Source organism: Micromonospora sp. NPDC048040 (genome assembly GCF_055587185.1).
In genome coordinates this window covers 42,791-57,731 of the sequence record NZ_JBVJGT010000045.1, presented here as the reverse complement: position 1 = coordinate 57,731, position 14,941 = coordinate 42,791, and the positions used below count along the sequence as shown (strand labels likewise).

At 67.8% G+C, this 14,941-nt stretch carries 15 protein-coding genes and 3 pseudogenes; 13 read left to right on the top strand and 5 right to left on the bottom strand.

Going from position 1 to position 14,941, the window contains the following annotated elements:
* The 6 genes from ACZ6O2_RS28640 to ACZ6O2_RS28615 form a co-directional block, all read left to right on the top strand.
* On the top strand, positions 1 to 341 hold a 341-nt coding region (locus ACZ6O2_RS28640; RefSeq protein WP_466025008.1), incomplete at its 5' end, for an NADAR domain-containing protein.
* A gap of 136 nt (positions 342 to 477) precedes the next feature.
* The gene (locus tag ACZ6O2_RS28635) at positions 478 to 1,455 is read left to right on the top strand and encodes a hypothetical protein (protein WP_466025007.1); all 978 of its coding nucleotides are present in this window, start codon (positions 478 to 480) and stop codon (positions 1,453 to 1,455) included.
* Between the two features lie 169 nt (positions 1,456 to 1,624).
* Complete coding sequence (locus ACZ6O2_RS28630; RefSeq protein ID WP_466025006.1) at positions 1,625 to 2,086, top strand: UPF0158 family protein; 462 nt, start codon at positions 1,625 to 1,627, stop codon at positions 2,084 to 2,086.
* A gap of 113 nt (positions 2,087 to 2,199) precedes the next feature.
* Positions 2,200 to 2,703 carry an NUDIX hydrolase gene (locus tag ACZ6O2_RS28625; RefSeq protein ID WP_466025005.1) on the top strand — a complete coding sequence of 168 codons (504 nt, stop codon included), beginning with the start codon at positions 2,200 to 2,202 and terminating at the stop codon, positions 2,701 to 2,703.
* An 840-nt stretch (positions 2,704 to 3,543) separates the two neighbouring features.
* Entirely contained in the window at positions 3,544 to 4,179 is a 636-nt protein-coding gene (locus tag ACZ6O2_RS28620; protein ID WP_466025004.1) for a DUF4304 domain-containing protein, read from the top strand.
* Between the two features lie 248 nt (positions 4,180 to 4,427).
* Positions 4,428 to 4,649, top strand: coding sequence for a hypothetical protein (locus ACZ6O2_RS28615; protein WP_350712722.1), 222 nt, complete (start codon positions 4,428 to 4,430; stop codon positions 4,647 to 4,649).
* 152 nt (positions 4,650 to 4,801) lie between these two features.
* Here the strand turns inward: ACZ6O2_RS28615 and ACZ6O2_RS28610 are convergent, their stop codons facing one another.
* Together ACZ6O2_RS28610 and ACZ6O2_RS28605 are read right to left on the bottom strand one after the other, a co-directional pair.
* Entirely contained in the window at positions 4,802 to 5,089 is a 288-nt protein-coding gene (locus tag ACZ6O2_RS28610) for a hypothetical protein (RefSeq protein ID WP_350712721.1), read from the bottom strand.
* 686 nt (positions 5,090 to 5,775) lie between these two features.
* Positions 5,776 to 6,894 carry a hypothetical protein gene (locus tag ACZ6O2_RS28605; RefSeq protein ID WP_466025003.1) on the bottom strand — a complete coding sequence of 373 codons (1,119 nt, stop codon included), beginning with the start codon at positions 6,892 to 6,894 and terminating at the stop codon, positions 5,776 to 5,778.
* A gap of 395 nt (positions 6,895 to 7,289) precedes the next feature.
* Here ACZ6O2_RS28605 and ACZ6O2_RS28600 point away from each other — a divergent pair, with 395 nt between their 5' ends.
* The 3 genes and pseudogenes from ACZ6O2_RS28600 to ACZ6O2_RS28590 form a co-directional block, all read left to right on the top strand.
* Positions 7,290 to 8,048 carry a methyltransferase domain-containing protein gene (locus ACZ6O2_RS28600; RefSeq protein WP_466025002.1) on the top strand — a complete coding sequence of 253 codons (759 nt, stop codon included), beginning with the start codon at positions 7,290 to 7,292 and terminating at the stop codon, positions 8,046 to 8,048.
* A gap of 112 nt (positions 8,049 to 8,160) precedes the next feature.
* On the top strand, positions 8,161 to 8,289 hold the full coding sequence (locus ACZ6O2_RS28595) for a hypothetical protein (protein ID WP_466025001.1): 129 nt from the start codon (positions 8,161 to 8,163) through the stop codon (positions 8,287 to 8,289).
* A 687-nt stretch (positions 8,290 to 8,976) separates the two neighbouring features.
* Positions 8,977 to 9,439, top strand: a pseudogene (locus tag ACZ6O2_RS28590) (transposase); the annotation flags it as partial.
* 95 nt (positions 9,440 to 9,534) lie between these two features.
* Here the strand turns inward: ACZ6O2_RS28590 and ACZ6O2_RS28585 are convergent.
* Entirely contained in the window at positions 9,535 to 9,981 is a 447-nt protein-coding gene (locus tag ACZ6O2_RS28585; RefSeq protein ID WP_466025000.1) for an anthrone oxygenase family protein, read from the bottom strand.
* Positions 9,982 to 10,070: 89 nt separating this feature from the next.
* On the opposite strand from ACZ6O2_RS28585, the gene ACZ6O2_RS28580 reads away from it, so the two are divergent.
* Complete coding sequence (locus ACZ6O2_RS28580) at positions 10,071 to 10,649, top strand: TetR/AcrR family transcriptional regulator (RefSeq protein WP_350711913.1); 579 nt, start codon at positions 10,071 to 10,073, stop codon at positions 10,647 to 10,649.
* Positions 10,650 to 11,179: 530 nt separating this feature from the next.
* A complete protein-coding gene (locus tag ACZ6O2_RS28575; protein ID WP_466024999.1) occupies positions 11,180 to 11,539 on the top strand; it encodes a hypothetical protein in 360 nt (119 codons plus the stop codon).
* A 332-nt stretch (positions 11,540 to 11,871) separates the two neighbouring features.
* Here ACZ6O2_RS28575 and ACZ6O2_RS28570 read toward each other — a convergent pair whose 3' ends face one another.
* Positions 11,872 to 13,581: a 3-ketosteroid-delta-1-dehydrogenase gene (locus tag ACZ6O2_RS28570; protein ID WP_466024998.1), complete on the bottom strand. Its 1,710-nt coding sequence runs from the start codon at positions 13,579 to 13,581 to the stop codon at positions 11,872 to 11,874.
* A gap of 145 nt (positions 13,582 to 13,726) precedes the next feature.
* Between ACZ6O2_RS28570 and ACZ6O2_RS28565 the strand changes: the two genes are divergently transcribed.
* The gene (locus tag ACZ6O2_RS28565) at positions 13,727 to 14,287 is read left to right on the top strand and encodes a TetR/AcrR family transcriptional regulator (RefSeq protein WP_466024997.1); all 561 of its coding nucleotides are present in this window, start codon (positions 13,727 to 13,729) and stop codon (positions 14,285 to 14,287) included.
* Positions 14,288 to 14,471: 184 nt separating this feature from the next.
* On the opposite strand, the pseudogene ACZ6O2_RS28560 reads toward ACZ6O2_RS28565, so the two are convergent.
* Positions 14,472 to 14,609 (bottom strand): annotated as a pseudogene (locus ACZ6O2_RS28560) (IS30 family transposase); the annotation flags it as partial.
* Positions 14,610 to 14,672: 63 nt separating this feature from the next.
* On the opposite strand from ACZ6O2_RS28560, the pseudogene ACZ6O2_RS28555 reads away from it, so the two are divergent.
* Positions 14,673 to 14,903 (top strand): annotated as a pseudogene (locus tag ACZ6O2_RS28555) (integrase core domain-containing protein); the annotation flags it as partial.
* Positions 14,904 to 14,941 lie beyond the last annotated feature (38 nt).

Genomic DNA, 14,941 nt, shown 5'->3' with positions numbered 1-14,941 from the left:
TGCACGCCTACTGGGCGCTGGCCACCACCGACGAGACCGCTCGCGCGGCGATCCGCCGCACCACGACAGCCCTTAGCGTCGAGCGCGCCGTCGGAGGTGCGCCGATTAGGCAGGACTGGCCCCACCTTCGTCTCACCGCGATGCACACGATCCTGCGCGCCAAGTTCAATCAACACCAAGAACTCGCAGACGTGCTCCTTGGGACCGGCGACGGCCGCATCGACTACAACATCAGCTCGGCCTACTGGAGCGGTGGTACGAAAGGCCGCAACTGGCTGGGTCGTCTCCTGGAGCTTGTGCGGTCAGAGATCGTGGCTCAACGGGCCGGCTTCCTCCCGTAGAGGGTGAGCGCGTTTCCGTATCGGCCGCTGACGTCGGCGCTCGTTAGACCCGGCAGGACTGAGCGACGCGCGCACATGCCGCGATCCGCGCAGGCGACCCCCGCCAGCCTCGTCGAAATGGCTCTATGCTGCTGCGATGCAACCCCGCTTGATCAACCAGGTGTGGCTGCCCGGCATTCGGCATGTTACGCAGGCAACTGGCCTTGGGTGGGCGGTTACCGAGTCCGCCAGCTTCACCGTGAACCTGTTCGACCACGACCTGCGTCGCGTGGCGCGATTTGCGGTGCCTCTCGACGACCCGCGGATGAACGTCGGTGCCACTAGCCAGCTCGTCGCAGCGGGCGATAAGCACCAGATTGTTGTTCTTGACCACAACGGCGCAGTCCTCTGGCGTAGCAGCTGGGATCGACTCGGCGGCAGTGCCACCGTCGGCGCCGACTTCGACCTGGACGGCGACGACATCCTCTGGGTCCGTTTGGCCGGCACCAAGGAACTTGTCGCCATCCACGCCGCGACCGGCAAGGAGATCAACCGCACGCCGCTGCCCGGCCCCGAGGCTGCCTCGTTCGTGCACCGTCCCGCGGACACCTGGACCGGCTTGACGCTGCCCCATCCCGAGCCGTCACCCTCCATGCTCATCGGTCTTAACGCCGGACACATCGTGCTGCGACCGCTGGCCGGTGACGACCTCGCCGGTTTCAGCCCAGCGGGCGACCGCTATCTGACCACGGCATTCGACGGCTTTGTGTCCGTCCGCAACGTGACCACCGACAACGTGATCGCGGAGCGACACCTCGAGGACCTGCCGGACACGCCACGAGGCTGGCGATACGTGGACCGAGCTGTGTTCCTCACCGACGAACTGATCCTGATCGCTGTCAGCACCGCAGACCTGCCGGACGACGCCGAAGGCCATCTACTGCTGTCGGCGTGCAGGCTGCGATGCCGATCTCAGATGCGGTACCCGCACCCCCACAGATTCGGTTCCATCCATCCTGCACAGCAGCCAGGCCGATGGCTCACCCGCCATCATGAGGAGGACCTGCTTCGGCTGTGGCAGCTCGACGGTCGCCTCGACGATGAGCCGCTGCCGGGTCAGATCGCGCTGCTCTGACCGCACAACGCTGCGCCGGCCATGCCCGTTCGAGGGGAACGCCCGACGCCCGGATCTGCCGCGATCCGAGCGTCACGTAGCGAGCGTGGACGGCACGCCGGTAGGCGCCCGGACTGTCGCGTGCTATCGCTGGTCGAAACGCGGAATGAAGCGGGTTTATGGTGGCTGGATGCTTGACCTGAGCAGGCTGGACCTGGAGGAGATCGCTACCGCGCTCGAGGACCAGACCGACTGCGAGCACCGATGGCTGATCAACCCGCATTCCGCTGAGATCGTGTTCTGGACGACGGACGGCGGCATCGACGGACACACGCCCGTCGAACTTGACGACCTCGACCTGGTGGGCATCGATCCGCTGCGGTCCTACGTCTGGTACCAGGACTTCGCTGAGAGGATCAGTGACGCGGCGGCCGGCCGCCGACTCGCGCGAGCTATCCAGGGCCGGGGTGCCTTCCGGCGGTTCAAGAACGAGTTGCACGAGGAGTATCCGCACCTGCTGCCAGCATGGCACGCTTTCCGCGAGGTTCGCGCAAGGCGGCGGGCGGTTGAATGGCTGGTCGACAACTCGCTGGTCGACGAGGAAGCGGGCGAGCGTTTCGCGGCCGAGCACCCGGATCCCGACCTTCCCTGAGCTGGCGTCCACGCCGCGACTTCCTGTACGACAAACGCACGGATCTGCCGCAGATAGTGAAAGCTGTGACGTGCCCGTGCCCGTGCCCGTGCGCGGTGCTGAGGTGAGGTTGAATGGCCCCCGTGCCAAGCATGAGTCGGTCCCGGTACGCCGGCGTTCTCGCACATCACGACGACAAAGTCGTTCTCGTGTACGAGGAGTACCCACGGTGGGGCGGCCCCTACTGGAACATCCCGAGCGGGCGGATCGAGGACCACGAGACGCCGTTTGAGGGCGCCCGCCGAGAGTTGGCCGAGGAGACAGGTCTGGTCGTCGCAACCGCGGACCTCGTTCTTCATGGCACGGCGGCGGTGACCGGAGCAGTCACCGTCAGCCGGGTGTGGAACTTCACCGTCGACGTGGTGGATCCGACCCTGCACGTCCGCGACCCAGATGGTCTGATTCAGGAGGCCCGCTGGTTCCCCGTCGAAGAAGCAAGCCGCTTGCTTCATGAGTTGCCCTACCGGCCGCTGTCGAAGCCGTCAGTTGCGGTCCTCACCCGTCAGGCTCAGCCGGGCGCCCATTGGGCGTATTCCGATCCGGAAGCGGAGCCGGTTGTCACCTACCCCAACGGGTGAAGGACATTTGCCACGTCCCTGTCCTGCTGATGACCAAGATGCCCCGAGACCTTGCTGGACCGCGGCGACGAGCCCCGCGGACGGACTACAGCGTGTTCGCCTCCCGAACCGTTCTCGATCTCTGTCGTTTACCGGATCTGCCGCTGACATGGCGCGCCAGTCGTCTCGACAGCATCACTGTCAGTCCGGCATCCAGGTCGGCCGCCGCATCGTCAGACCATGATCGTCGGCGGCAGATCTGGCCAACAGCACCAGGGCCGGCGCGACTCACCGTGATTGCTGGAGCGGGCATCAACGCGAATACAAGACAGTCGGATTACCTGACCCTGCCAGTCATCCGCCGCGACTCGGCGTCCCGGCCGTCCCGGGCCGCCTCGCAGCGCTCCGCCAGCTCGTACTTCAGACTCCGGCGCCGGCCGCCGCTCAGGCTCTGGTCTTCCACCACCACACCACCCAACGACACCACGCCGCCGCCGGGTGGCACCTGGAACCGCTACAACCGTCATGACGACCTATCCAGGAGATCTCTTCCGGAGGTGGCCGCTCGCGGCTCTCTACAGCAGCAGCAACGAACCCCTTCGTCACTGCTGGTGAAGCCGCTCAGCGTCCGCCCACATGCTGATTTGCCGATGACAGTACGTTTGAAAACTGATGAACATGCATTTCGGCGTAGGTTGCCCGAGACCTCTGGAGTTTAGGCGGATTCGAGGTACGTGCTCTCGGTTTGTGTAGGTGTTGATCGGCCGGGTTGGTGGTGGCCCGTGCGGCGGAAGGGATGTTCCCCTGGGCCGCTGGTTTGCGTGCTACCCGGGGGTTGGCGGGTCACAGTATCGTCGGGACGTGTCTGATCTCGATACGCTGGTGCGGGGCCTAATGCGCGACGTCGGGGCGGCGTTACGCCCGCTGGGGTTTCGTGGTTCCGGTGGCCTGTGGCGGCTGGTCACGCCCGAGGGCGTCGCTGTGGTCCAGAAGCAGGGATCGCAGGGATCGACCTTCGACGCGAAACTTTTCTATCTAAATACGGCCGTGGTGCCGGCGGCGTGGTGGGAGTGGACAAAGGGGCTTGCCAGCCCGATCGACAAGGCGGGCGAGGCCGACGGGATCCGCGTGCTAGAAGGCAGGGTCGAGTGCGCCGATCCCGCCCACTCCGATAGCGGGTACGCCGACCGCTGGCGGGTGGCGGCCGATACGGACGTGGACCGGCTGCGCGCCGATCTCCTGGCTGGGGTGGCGCGGGCGGCGGACCGGCTGGTCGAGCTGTTGGAGCCGGGCCGCTACCTCGACGAGCTGCTGGCACTGCGCGACAAGCAGGTCGGCCACTGGCAGCCATTGGTGGTGCTGCTCGCCGCGCGCGGACCGTCGTCGGAGTTGGACGCCGCATGCGTCGGGCTGCGGGACGCTTTCGCCGGCCGTCCCCGCGCGGCCGAACATGTCGACCGCATCATCGACTGGGCACGGGCTCGCGCGTTGCGCTGACCGTCCACGCACGGCGCCAAAGGCGCAGCGGGCCTGGACCCATTGAAGGTCATCATGGCCACAGTATCCATGGAGATCGCGATGGCGAAGGAAGGCGTCTGGATCTGCCGCTGAGCGGGCGTCCCGGGTGTGTTACGAGGGTGCGTGCAGCGAACAGCCGTTCCTTTCCGGGATAGTGCGCACACCTGGCTCAGCCCGGATGGGCCACGATACGGTTCGAGCGTGATGGCCGGCCTTGCCAACAGCCCTTGATCTTCGTCGATGTCGACGGACCGCTGATCCCGTTCAAAGCCCGGCCGGTTACCCGCGAGCGGTCTCTGGGCGGTGCCGTCGTGCAGCCACTGGACGGTACTGGCAAAGTCGGCGGCCTGACCGCCGCGTTGGCGCCCCGGGCCCGCCGGCTGTTGGTCGACCAGGTCCGGCGGTACGCGGCGGGCGAGCCGCTCGCGAACGTCGTTGTCGGGCCGTAACCTGCGGGTTGATGTCATCGAGGGCCTGCAGGAGCGGGCTGGGCTGCCCGCCGTGTAGGACCGTGCTGACGACGTGTCGGCTCCCGGGTAAAGCCCGGGAGCCGCCGCGGTGAGGATTACGCCAGCCCGCAGTTGGGGCGGCACTGCCAGTGTCAGCAGTTGGCCTGGTACACGGCGAGGCCCTGCTGGTAATACGTGAAGTAGCGGCGTGCCAGGGTGCTGTAAAGGGTGCGGGTTGCCGGATCCTTGCTGCTGAGCGCCAACATGTTGTACTTGAGGTACATGTTGAGGTCGCTGGTGTACTGCGCCTGCAGGTCAGCGCAATAGGGGCTGGTCACCGATGTGGCCGCATCGGCCGCGTGGGCCGGTCCGGCGAGGCCTGCCACTGTGGTGGCGGTGATGGCGGTGGTGAGTGCGATGCGGAAAAGGGAATTACGCACGCCGCTCCTCCTTAATTGAGTCTCGTGAGTCCGCCGGAGTCGGTTGCCGGGCGGACCAACCTCTCGCAACAACCGGACGCGAACCTGAAGGCTTGAAGCGGTCTCGGCCGTGGGTGATTGCGATCGCTTGTTGCTGACATGGATGTTAGGAACGGCGTGCCTGCTTGGTCGTCGACCGCGGGGTTGATCAACGGGTGGACGACACCCGGTTCTCGCTCCACCCGTGGATGGACCCACGGTGGCCGCCCGGGCTCGGCGCGAGCAACCACAGGGCTGGTCTACGGCACACCAAGCGGGAGGCCGACCAAGGGAACATCCGCGCGATCTACTCTGACGTACGGCCAGCTGTCGGCACGGCGGGGCACGTCTGGTCGCCGACGAGTACTACAACGACTCGTCGCGGTTTGGACCGACGCCTGTATGACCTGCCACCAACCCGTGAAACCGTTACACCGCAATGAACGCCACAGAACCCAACGAAGCACGACTAGCACTCCAGCCGCACTTGCCTGATCTGAAGTTTTGGCAGCTCATCGGCATGATCGACGTCCGAGTTATGCCGGCTGCGCAACTGTGGATGTCGATGCTATTCGACGGATGGGTTGCGTGGTCGCACTATCTGTCTGTTGTGGTCGGTCGGAGGGCGGACAGGCTCCCGTGCTTGTGTTGATCGATGCTGCCGGTGCTCAGTAGGCAGCGCCGGGCCGGTGGGCAGCGGCGATTCGAGCACCGTCGAGCGTGACTGTTGTCGGTGATACGCCCAGGGCTGGCCACTCCATCGTGAGCTGCAGCGAGTGCCCGGGTGGTCGCGGCCACAGCCACGCCCGGTGGTCGGCGACCACGTAGTCCCGCATGACGGTGGCGCCGTGCCAGTAGCCCACGAGAGTCGGCCCGTCGGGTTGCTGGCTGTCGGTATCCCTGGCCTTCGCCGAAATCACCGGTGGCTGGCCCGGCCAGGCGATGCTCAGCCGGAGCGCATCGGGATGGAGTGGGCGGCGAACGGAGTGTCCGGGGAAGCCGAATCCGTGCTGTGCTACATCGCTGAACCTCTTCCATCCGGGCAGGTCCAGATCTGACCGCCGCGCATGGACGTTGAGGAGAATCAGGCACCCCGTCCGGTACACGGTCACCGCGGTCACGGTCAAGTCGAGACGGGCCGAGCGAAGGACGGCCTGGTCTACCGGCACTTGTACGCCGGGCTCGTCTGGCCACCGTACCCAGTCAGGGATGGACCACAGCGCTGGTGAGGTACGAAACTCCACAGTCGATGAAGTCCAGCCGCCTCGCCGAGTTTCCTCGTGTCGGTGGTAGGCCCCGACCCGGTCGGTGGCCTTGTGCACGACGGCGTGCGGAACGTCGGGGATCCTGTCGGCAGGCCAGACCAGGATCAGGTGTTCCTCGATCGGCTCGTCGTTCTCGCCCTTGGGGTCGTTTCGGGCGTCGTCGCGTCCTCGCGCCTGCAGCCGGAGCCAGTAGGCACCACTACCGGATGCAATGTCAAAGGTGGCGGCCGGTCCCGCCATGAGGGTCCGGATGGTCAGCCTCGCGCTGGGCAGCTCGAAACTCACGTCCACGACTTCGTCCCAGGATTCCGGGTCGAGGGCCGGTGGGACATCATGCGCCTCGACCGTGAGCCGAACCGGGCCGTACGCAGTGCCGGTGCACACGAGGGCCGTGTCGCCCCGCGGGCCGATGAGTCCGGTGCCTCCGGTGGTGGACTCACGGCTGATGTTGGCGTCGTGATCGGCCACAAGATACTGGCTGTGGTCAGCATCGACGGTGGTACGCACGCGGTTGAGCAGCATGCCGGACCATAGCAGTTACCGCCCGCTCACAGGATCCAGTGCCCGGCACCCACCGCCTGCGTTCGCCGGCACGTCGTGCCGTTGTTGCGATCAACAACGGAATGTGCGGGTCATGACCCTGCGTGGAGAATCAACGCACTGATTTGTCGCCGAGCGAGCGCTACGTCGCCCGGCGTGCTGCCACCCGCTCGCGCTGATGAGCGTGATGAGCCCCGCTTTTCGATCGCCCGCAGTCAGCAGCCAGCAGCCCAGGCACTTCCACTCCCATGCACTCATCTGCCGCGAACCGCTCGTCACGCAAGTAGCCGCTCACGGGTGTATGCATCCGGACGTGCCGATGAGCGGACGCGGCGTGGCCACGCAAACCAGTTGACGGCACCGGCAGGGTACTTGGTGTGCGTACGTTCAGTGAGTTGGTCGATGAGGCCGCCGTAGTGGACGTGACCGGCTGGGACTTCGACTGGCTTGAAGGCCGGGCAACGGAAGAGCGTCCGCCGTGGGGGTACTCGCGGTTGAACGCATCACGCCTGCCCCACGTCACCTCGGCCTTGGACATCGACACCGGTGGCGGCGAGATCATCGCCGAGGTGCCGCACCTACCGCCGAGAATGGTCGTCACCGAAGGCTGGCTTCCGAACGTCGAGCGCGCCCGTCACGCGTTGTCGCCCCGCGGTGTCGAGGTCGTGCCCGTCGAGCATGGACGGCCCCTGCCCTTCCCCGACGCCAGCTTCGATCTCGTGACGAGCCGCCATCCAGTGGACCCCAACTGGAGCGAGATCGCCCGCGTGCTCACCGATGACGGCACGTACCTCGCCCAGCACGTCGGGCCGGCATCCGCGTTCGAGCTCATCGAGTTCTTCCTCGGCCCGCTGCCGCAGGAGCGGCTTGGCCGTCACCCCGATCGTGAGGCCGCGGCAGCGCGGGCGGCCGCGCTCGAGATCGTGGACCTGCGCACCGCTCGCTGCCGGATGGAGTTCTTCGACATCGGCGCGGTCGTCTACACCCTGCGCAAATGCGTCTGGTGGGTGCCCGGCTTTACCGTGGAGCGGTACCGGGACACCCTCGAGCGACTGGACGCCCACATTCGCAACCACGGTGCCTTCGTGGCCCACTCGACTCGGACCCTCATCGAGGCCAGACGTGCACCCCGCTGAAACGCTCACCGAACGGCTTCCCTGAGGCTACCGCTCGTGCCGCCGGGCGAGCGCACTGGGCAGACGCGGCTCCGAAGGCTTCTTCGCCCGGCTCGACAAGGACCGCAACCTGATGTGGATCGCGGCGCTGACCGACTCCAACCCGTTCGAGAGAGTGGAGGTGCACGGCTGGCCGGTCGCGTTCACCAACAACTGGGGCAACTCGGTGACGGTCGACCTCAACCATCCCGACTTCGCCTGAGCCTCTGGCGCATCGGCAACTGGCGGGAGCAGGGCCGCGGCTCCGGCGGCGCCACCTCGTACCTGCTGCACATCGGCTGGTCGGCGCCGGGTGCTGCTGGACGTGGAAGGCGTCGCGAACTGTTACGCCGTCTCCTTGAGTAAAGTGGCGCGGCTCGGTTGGCGCGGTTGGGTCGAGCACCCATCGGCTGCGGTCCGGGGCCGCGGACCGTTACGACGGCTTGACTACGGGCATCCGGACTTGCCGAGGAGAGTGGGGGTGCTCGCAGGATTTTTACGTTGATGTCCGTGTGTGCTCTGGCGGGTATTGTCGTCGGGTGCCCGAGTTGATCGCACCTACCTTCCGCCTGCACGGTGCCTTGGCTTGAGGCTCATGCGGAGTGGGGTCCCGGGTTACACGAGGACGGCTTCGGGCTGGGCCCCTCCGACGAGGTGGATTCGCCGGCCGGGTTCGCGGCCTGGGTAGCGCGGCTGGCGGACCAGTCGGATCCGGCGAAGACGATCGACGTTCGCAAACGCCGTTGCACGCATCGATGGATCGTCGAGAGCGATCGCGTGCTCGGCGGGATTGCACTGCGGCACGGTAGCGACGACTACGTGCGGTGGGCCGGTCACATCGGGTACGGCATCCGGCCGTCCGCGCGTCGGCGCGGACTTGCCGCCTGGGCGCTGGGCCGGATACTCGTTGGGGCAGGCGGCCGACAGCCCACGGTTCATCCCGGTGCTGGGGAAGATCCGGATCCGTGGCCCAGTGGGGCGGCCTCGCACCAGGCCGGACGCGGTCGCCGGGGACAAGGCGTACTCGTCCCGCGGCAACCGCGCCCACCTGCGCAGGCGCGGCATCAAGGCCGTCATCCCGGAGAAACGGGACCAGGCCGCCAACCGGAAGACGAAGGGTCGCAAAGGGGGACGCCCCGTCGACCACGACGCCGAGTTCTACAAGGAGAGGAACACCGTCGAGCGCCTGATCAACAAGCTCAAGGCGTGGCGGGGGCATCGCGACCCGCTACGACAAGACCCCGGAAAGCTACCTCGCCGGGCTTCGGCTACGTGCCTCGGTGATCTGGATCAAAGACGTCATCCGAGTCAGAGCCGGGAGCCGCGCAGGTCATCGAGGGGCGCAGTTGTCGGGATCGCAGTTGTGGCTCTGAGCGGCAGCTGCATTCCGGGATGTCGGGATTTCCATGGCCCGCTGCCGCCCGGGGAGTGGGGATTGTGCGCCACCGGCGCGGTACCGGCCCGCGGGTCAGATGAGGGCGGCGACCAGCAGGGCGAAGGCGGCGATGATGACGGCGACGCGGACGTAGTGGAAGCGGTCCCAGCGGTTCATCTGCTGCTTCCAGTCGGCGGGCCGGTTGTCAGAGGTCCACGTCTTGCCCCGGTTGTTGATTGGGACGAGCAGCAGGATCGACATGATCACGCTGAGGATCAGCAGCGCGCCGGCGGTGACGACGAGGCCGTTGCCGTGGTGGTGCCATCCGGCGATGGCCCAGACCGCGACGAGGATGAGCGAGGTGATGTACCAGACCGGCATCACGGCGCCGAGCATCCGGCCTCCGTGGGCGCGGCCGAGTTGGCCACTGTCACCGGGGAGTGCGTTGAGGATCGGGTTGATGACGAAGGCGACGGAGAACTCCACCCCCACCATCAGGCCGACGACCACGATGGTGAAGACCTCGAGTGCGTTGAGCATGAAACCCTCCTGGCATCTAGTGTTGCTAGCCGGTGAGGCAACGCTAGTGCTGCTGCCGCTTGATTGTCTAGCGGTGCTAGGATCGAATCATGTCGGTACAGGAACGCAAGGAGCGCGAACGGGCGGCGCGCGAGCGCCTCATCGTGGCGACAGCCCGCGAACTCGCCGAGCAGCAGGGCTGGGACGCGGTCACGACCCGCCGGCTCGCAGAGCGCATCGAATACAGCCAGCCCGTCCTCTACAGCCACTTCCGCGGCAAACGCGAGATCATCGGCGCCGTCGCCCTCGACGGCGCCGCCGAGATGGCCGCGGCACTGCGGGCCGCGACCTCCACCGCGGACGGCCCACGCGCCCGGGTCACCGCCCTCGCCCGCACCTACCTCGACTTCGCCGCACGCAACCCGGCGGTCTATGACGCCATGTTCGAGCTCGACGGCGGCCTGGCCTTCGCGAGCGAGGACACCCCACAACCTCTTAAGGAGGCCTTCGCCGCCCTGCTGGAAAGCCTCGGCGAGGTCGCCGGGGACGGCGTCCACCCGGCACTGTTCACCGAGGTGTTCTGGGCGGCCGTGCATGGGCTGGCCACCCTGACCCGAGCGGGACGGCTGCCGCCGGAGGACACCGAGCCGAGGGTGGAGCTGCTGGTGGACCGGCTCGCCATGGTCTGACACACCATCCCGGCGGGCATGCAGCCGGGGCCCTCGGGCCCCGCCGCTGCCTGCCTGCGGCATCGCTTCCGGTCACTCGCGCCCATACGGCGCAGCCGCAAATCGCCGGGCCCCGTACCCCGGACGGGCACCCGCCCCGGAAGCTGCGATGCTCATTGATCACGACCCGATACGCGCGCTAAGTCGATCGAGCGGTGTGGCGGCGTCTTTGAGGGCATCCGGGACACCAAGTTCCGCCCCGCCCGGCGTTACTGGATCGAGATTTAGCGATAGGGTCAGGCGCGCGTATCTGCCACCAGTCGAGCGAGACCCGCCGTGACCGTACGTCGAGCCGGTGTGTGCGCGGACGTGCCGATCAGAGAACGAACGGCATCGGCCCCGGTGGCCGGGTATCGAGTACGTCTGATTCCTTCTGTGGCAGCATCGGGGCCGGGTGGCTGCCTTTTCGACACGTTGACGGTGTTTGACGAACTCCTGCCCACGTGTCGCGGCGCTGGGGCTGGACCGTTCTGTGGGAGGTAGGAGGATGCATGGCACTGGGGCGAGTGCTGGTGGTCGGTCTCGATCCCGTCAGGATCCCAGGCTGGGATCCTGAGCCGGTTGCGGCGGCGATAGCGCGCGGTCAGGCCCGTTTCGGCGATCACGGCATCGAGGCCGACCTGTGTTTGGTGGCGCCCGACGAAAATCCCGAGGGAGCGATCATCGAGGCGTTGACCCGCAAGGACTACGCCTGCGTGGTGGTCGGTGGCGGCATCCGCAAGCACGAGCCGTTGCTTGAGCTTTTCGAGAAGGTGATCAACCTGGTCCGGCAGCATGCTCCCGGCGCGGCCATCGCCTTCAACAGCAGCCCCGAGGACACCGCCGACGCCGCGCTGCGGTGGCTGCGGTAGGCCGGCAAAGACACCGCGTCCGGCCCGCGCCATCGATGCCGGTCGACGCCGTGCAAGGCGGGGATGCGATGCGCTCCCATGACCCGGAGGCCGGAATCTCGGCAGGCCTGGACGCAGGAGACTCGCGCCGGTTGGGCAGTGACCCGCGGCGGGGGTGAGGTGCTGGGCGGGGTGACACTGGAGCCAGCGGATTGAGTGCTCGACCGAGTCTTCCGGCCACGGCCTCCGTGCCGCATGGTGAGGTGCCGAGGAGCCGTCCAGGCTCGGATCGCACACGGCGGTCCTGACCACCCCGGGACTGGTCAGGACCGCCGTGTCGTGCGGCCGCTGCGCTAGGCAGCGGCGGCTCGCTCGGCCGCGTCGGAGGCGATGATGTAGCCGAACACCAGGCCCTGGCCGATGGTGGCGCCGGCGCCGGGGTAGACGGCTCCGAACACGTTGGCGGCGGTGTTGCCCTGGGCGTAGAGGCCCTCGATCGGCTCGCCGGCCTCGGTGAGCACCCGGCCGCGGCCGTCGGCGATCAGGCCGCCGCAGGTGCCGAGGTCGGAGAGCACGACCTTGACGGCATAGTAGAGGCGGCCGTCGAGGGGGCGCAGGTTGGGGTTCGGCACGACGGTGGGGTCACCGTAGTAGCGGTCGTACGCCGAGTTGCCCCGGCCGAAGTCCTCGTCGGTGCCGGCGCCGGCGTTCGCGTTGAAGCGGGCGACGGTCGCCTCGAAGGCGGACTCCGGGACGCCCATGGCGCGCGCGAGCTCGGCAGGGGTGGCGGCCTTGTGGGCGATGCCCGCCTCGTACCACTCCTTCGGGAGCGGCATCCGCGGGAAGGAGCCGCCCGCGAAGACGTAGCTGTTGCGGTAGGTCTGGTCGAAGACCAGCCACATCTCGCCGACCGGGTCGCCGTCGCGCTCGCGCTGGAGCACGGTCTGGCCAAAGGTCATGTAGTCGGTGGACTCGTTGATGAAGCGCTTGCCCTGGGAGTCGATCATGAAGGAGCCGGGCAGCGACCGCTCGGCCAGCAGGATCGAGGGCATCGCGCCGTCGGCGACCGGGTGCACGGCCGGGAACCACCACGACTGCTCCATGTTGCCGATCGCTGCGCCGCTCTCCTGGGCGATCCGGATCACCTCGCCGGTGTTGCCGACGGCGCCGAGGCTCACGTCCTCGACCAGCGAGGGCGACTGGTACTGCTGGCGCATCGCCATGTTGTGGTCGAAGCCGCCGGCGGCCAGCACTACGCCGAGACGGGCGGTCACGGTGACCTCGCGGCCTCGCTGGGTGAGTACGGCGCCGGTGACGCGGCCGTCCTCGACGACGAGACGGGTCAGTGCGGTCTCGGTCCAGATCGGTACGCCGGCCTCGATGAGTCCGGCGTACATGCCGCCGGCGATCGCCTGGCCGCCGGCGACGTACTCACGACCAATGACCTTGCCGCCCACGCCCTGCAGGACCCGCCTGATCGCCTTCGGGAAGCCCTTGCCCGGCTTCTTCGCCATCAGGTTGAGCCACTTGTAGTCGGCGCCGGTGATCGGCATCGGCAGCGGCGCCTCCATCGTGGCCGGCTGGAAGCGGCCGCGCTCCTTGCCCAGCTTGTTCAGGTTGAACGCCCGCGACTCGACCGAGCGACCGGCGGCGCTGCCGCCTGGCTTCTCGGGGTGGTAGTCGGAGTAGCCCTTGGCCCAGAACAGCTTCAGTGGTGTGGTGCGCTCGAGCATCCGCACGGTCTCGGCGCCGTTGTCGATGAAGGGCTGCCAGCGCTCGCGCGGGCTGGAGCCGGCGACCACGGCCTCGACGTACTCGGCGCCGCGCTCCTCGGAGTCGATCGCGCCGTCGCGCTCGAGCACCGGGTTGGCAGGGATCCAGAAGGCGCCGCCGGAGCGGGCCGTCGAGCCGCCGACGTGCTCGGTCTTCTCGGCGATGGCGACCTTCAGGCCCCGCTCGTGGGCGGCCAGTGCGGTCGCCATGCCGGTGCCGGAGCCGATCACCAGCAGGTCGACGGTGGTGTCCTCGACTCGGAGAGGCTCGGAGGGGTGTGGAGCACCCATGACACGGGTTCCTTTCTCGGTGGGTCGTAGCCGTGGCGCGGCGCTCTTCCCGTGGTGCCTGCCGGAACGGTGGTTCCAGAGCGTCGTGGCGAACATCGCCATCCTAGCCGTTCGGCTAGCAGGTGCTTGCCGCTAGGCTGGGAGAATGGTCACATCGAAGCCGGCCGCGCCGGGCCGCGACGGAGTCCTCGCGGCGGCGCTCGAGCTCTTCGCCGATCGCGGGATCGGCGCCACCTCGCTGCAGATGATCGCGGACCGACTCGGGGTCACGAAGGCCGCCGTCTATCACCACTTCCGGACCAAGGCCGACATCGTCATCACGGCGTTGCGACCCGGCCTGGACCAGCTCGCCGCGGCGGTGCAGCTGGCCGAGAGCCACACCGACCAGCGGGCACGGGCCGGCACGGTCATCGCCGGCATGGCCGAGTGCCTGGTCACCAATCGCCTCGGCTACCAGGTGATGATGTCGGACCCGACCGCCACGCGACTGCTGGAGTCCGACCCCGAGCTCGCGGAGCTCTTCAAGCGGGTACGCCGTGCCCTGGGCGGCCCGAGCCCCGACATGACCACCCGGATCGCGGTCGCCTGCTTCCTGAGCGCCTGCCTGGGGCCGGCCACCGACCCCGGCTGTGCCGACAGCACCGACGCCGAGCTGCGCGCGGCCGTGCTCGACGCGGGGGAGCGGCTGGTCCTTAGCCGCCTCTGAGGCGGATCCGTCCCGGAGGCAAGCTCGGGGCGCACGACAAGGATGGAATCGCCTGTGAGAAGGCCTGAACTCGGTCAACCTTGCGGCCAGGTCGCCCTGAGTGGCCGACCTGGCCGGGGCGGAGATCACTCGCACCTCCGACGGTGGCGGATGCGCCTATCCGTGGCGGTGACGGCCGCGGCCGAACCCTCATCGACTCATCATCCGGGAAGTCGAGGGGAAGCCTCCGGGCAATCTGCTCCGGACTCCACGCCCGCCCCCACCGCCGGTCGGCCCGCCGCCCGTGCCTGCGCCCGATCCACCGCACCGTCGGCCCGGCCGCCGCCCATCGATGTGGTGAAGACACCTTCACGTACGCCTCGGGCGAACGCCTTTCGCGGAACGCTTCGTGCGCAGCGTCCGCGCCGAGTGCACCGACCGGGTACTGATCTACAACGAACAGCACGCCCGCACCGTGCTCCGCGCCTACGAGGACCACTACGACTGCCACCGGCCGCACCAGAGTCTGGACCAGCATCCACCGACTACGACCCCGGCGCGGTCATTGCGATCGACAAGCCGGTCCGCCGGCGACGGGTCCTCGGGGGCGCGATCAACGAATACCGCCGAGCCTTAATCCACTCGCAAATCCCCAGCTCACGAATGCGACACACA

What these genes read in the sequence shown, in the direction of transcription:
- ACZ6O2_RS28635 (WP_466025007.1), top strand. Translation starts at nt 478, where the DNA reads ATGCAACCCCGCTTGATCAACCAGGTGTGGCTGCCCGGCATTCGGCAT.
- ACZ6O2_RS28630 (WP_466025006.1), top strand. Translation starts at nt 1,625, where the DNA reads ATGCTTGACCTGAGCAGGCTGGACCTGGAGGAGATCGCTACCGCGCTC.
- ACZ6O2_RS28625 (WP_466025005.1), top strand. Translation starts at nt 2,200, where the DNA reads ATGGCCCCCGTGCCAAGCATGAGTCGGTCCCGGTACGCCGGCGTTCTC.
- ACZ6O2_RS28605 (WP_466025003.1), bottom strand. Translation starts at nt 6,894, where the DNA reads ATGCTGCTCAACCGCGTGCGTACCACCGTCGATGCTGACCACAGCCAG.
- ACZ6O2_RS28595 (WP_466025001.1), top strand. Translation starts at nt 8,161, where the DNA reads ATGTGGATCGCGGCGCTGACCGACTCCAACCCGTTCGAGAGAGTGGAG.
- ACZ6O2_RS28585 (WP_466025000.1), bottom strand. Translation starts at nt 9,981, where the DNA reads ATGCTCAACGCACTCGAGGTCTTCACCATCGTGGTCGTCGGCCTGATG.
- ACZ6O2_RS28580 (WP_350711913.1), top strand. Translation starts at nt 10,071, where the DNA reads ATGTCGGTACAGGAACGCAAGGAGCGCGAACGGGCGGCGCGCGAGCGC.
- ACZ6O2_RS28575 (WP_466024999.1), top strand. Translation starts at nt 11,180, where the DNA reads ATGGCACTGGGGCGAGTGCTGGTGGTCGGTCTCGATCCCGTCAGGATC.
- ACZ6O2_RS28570 (WP_466024998.1), bottom strand. Translation starts at nt 13,581, where the DNA reads ATGGGTGCTCCACACCCCTCCGAGCCTCTCCGAGTCGAGGACACCACC.
- ACZ6O2_RS28565 (WP_466024997.1), top strand. Translation starts at nt 13,727, where the DNA reads ATGGTCACATCGAAGCCGGCCGCGCCGGGCCGCGACGGAGTCCTCGCG.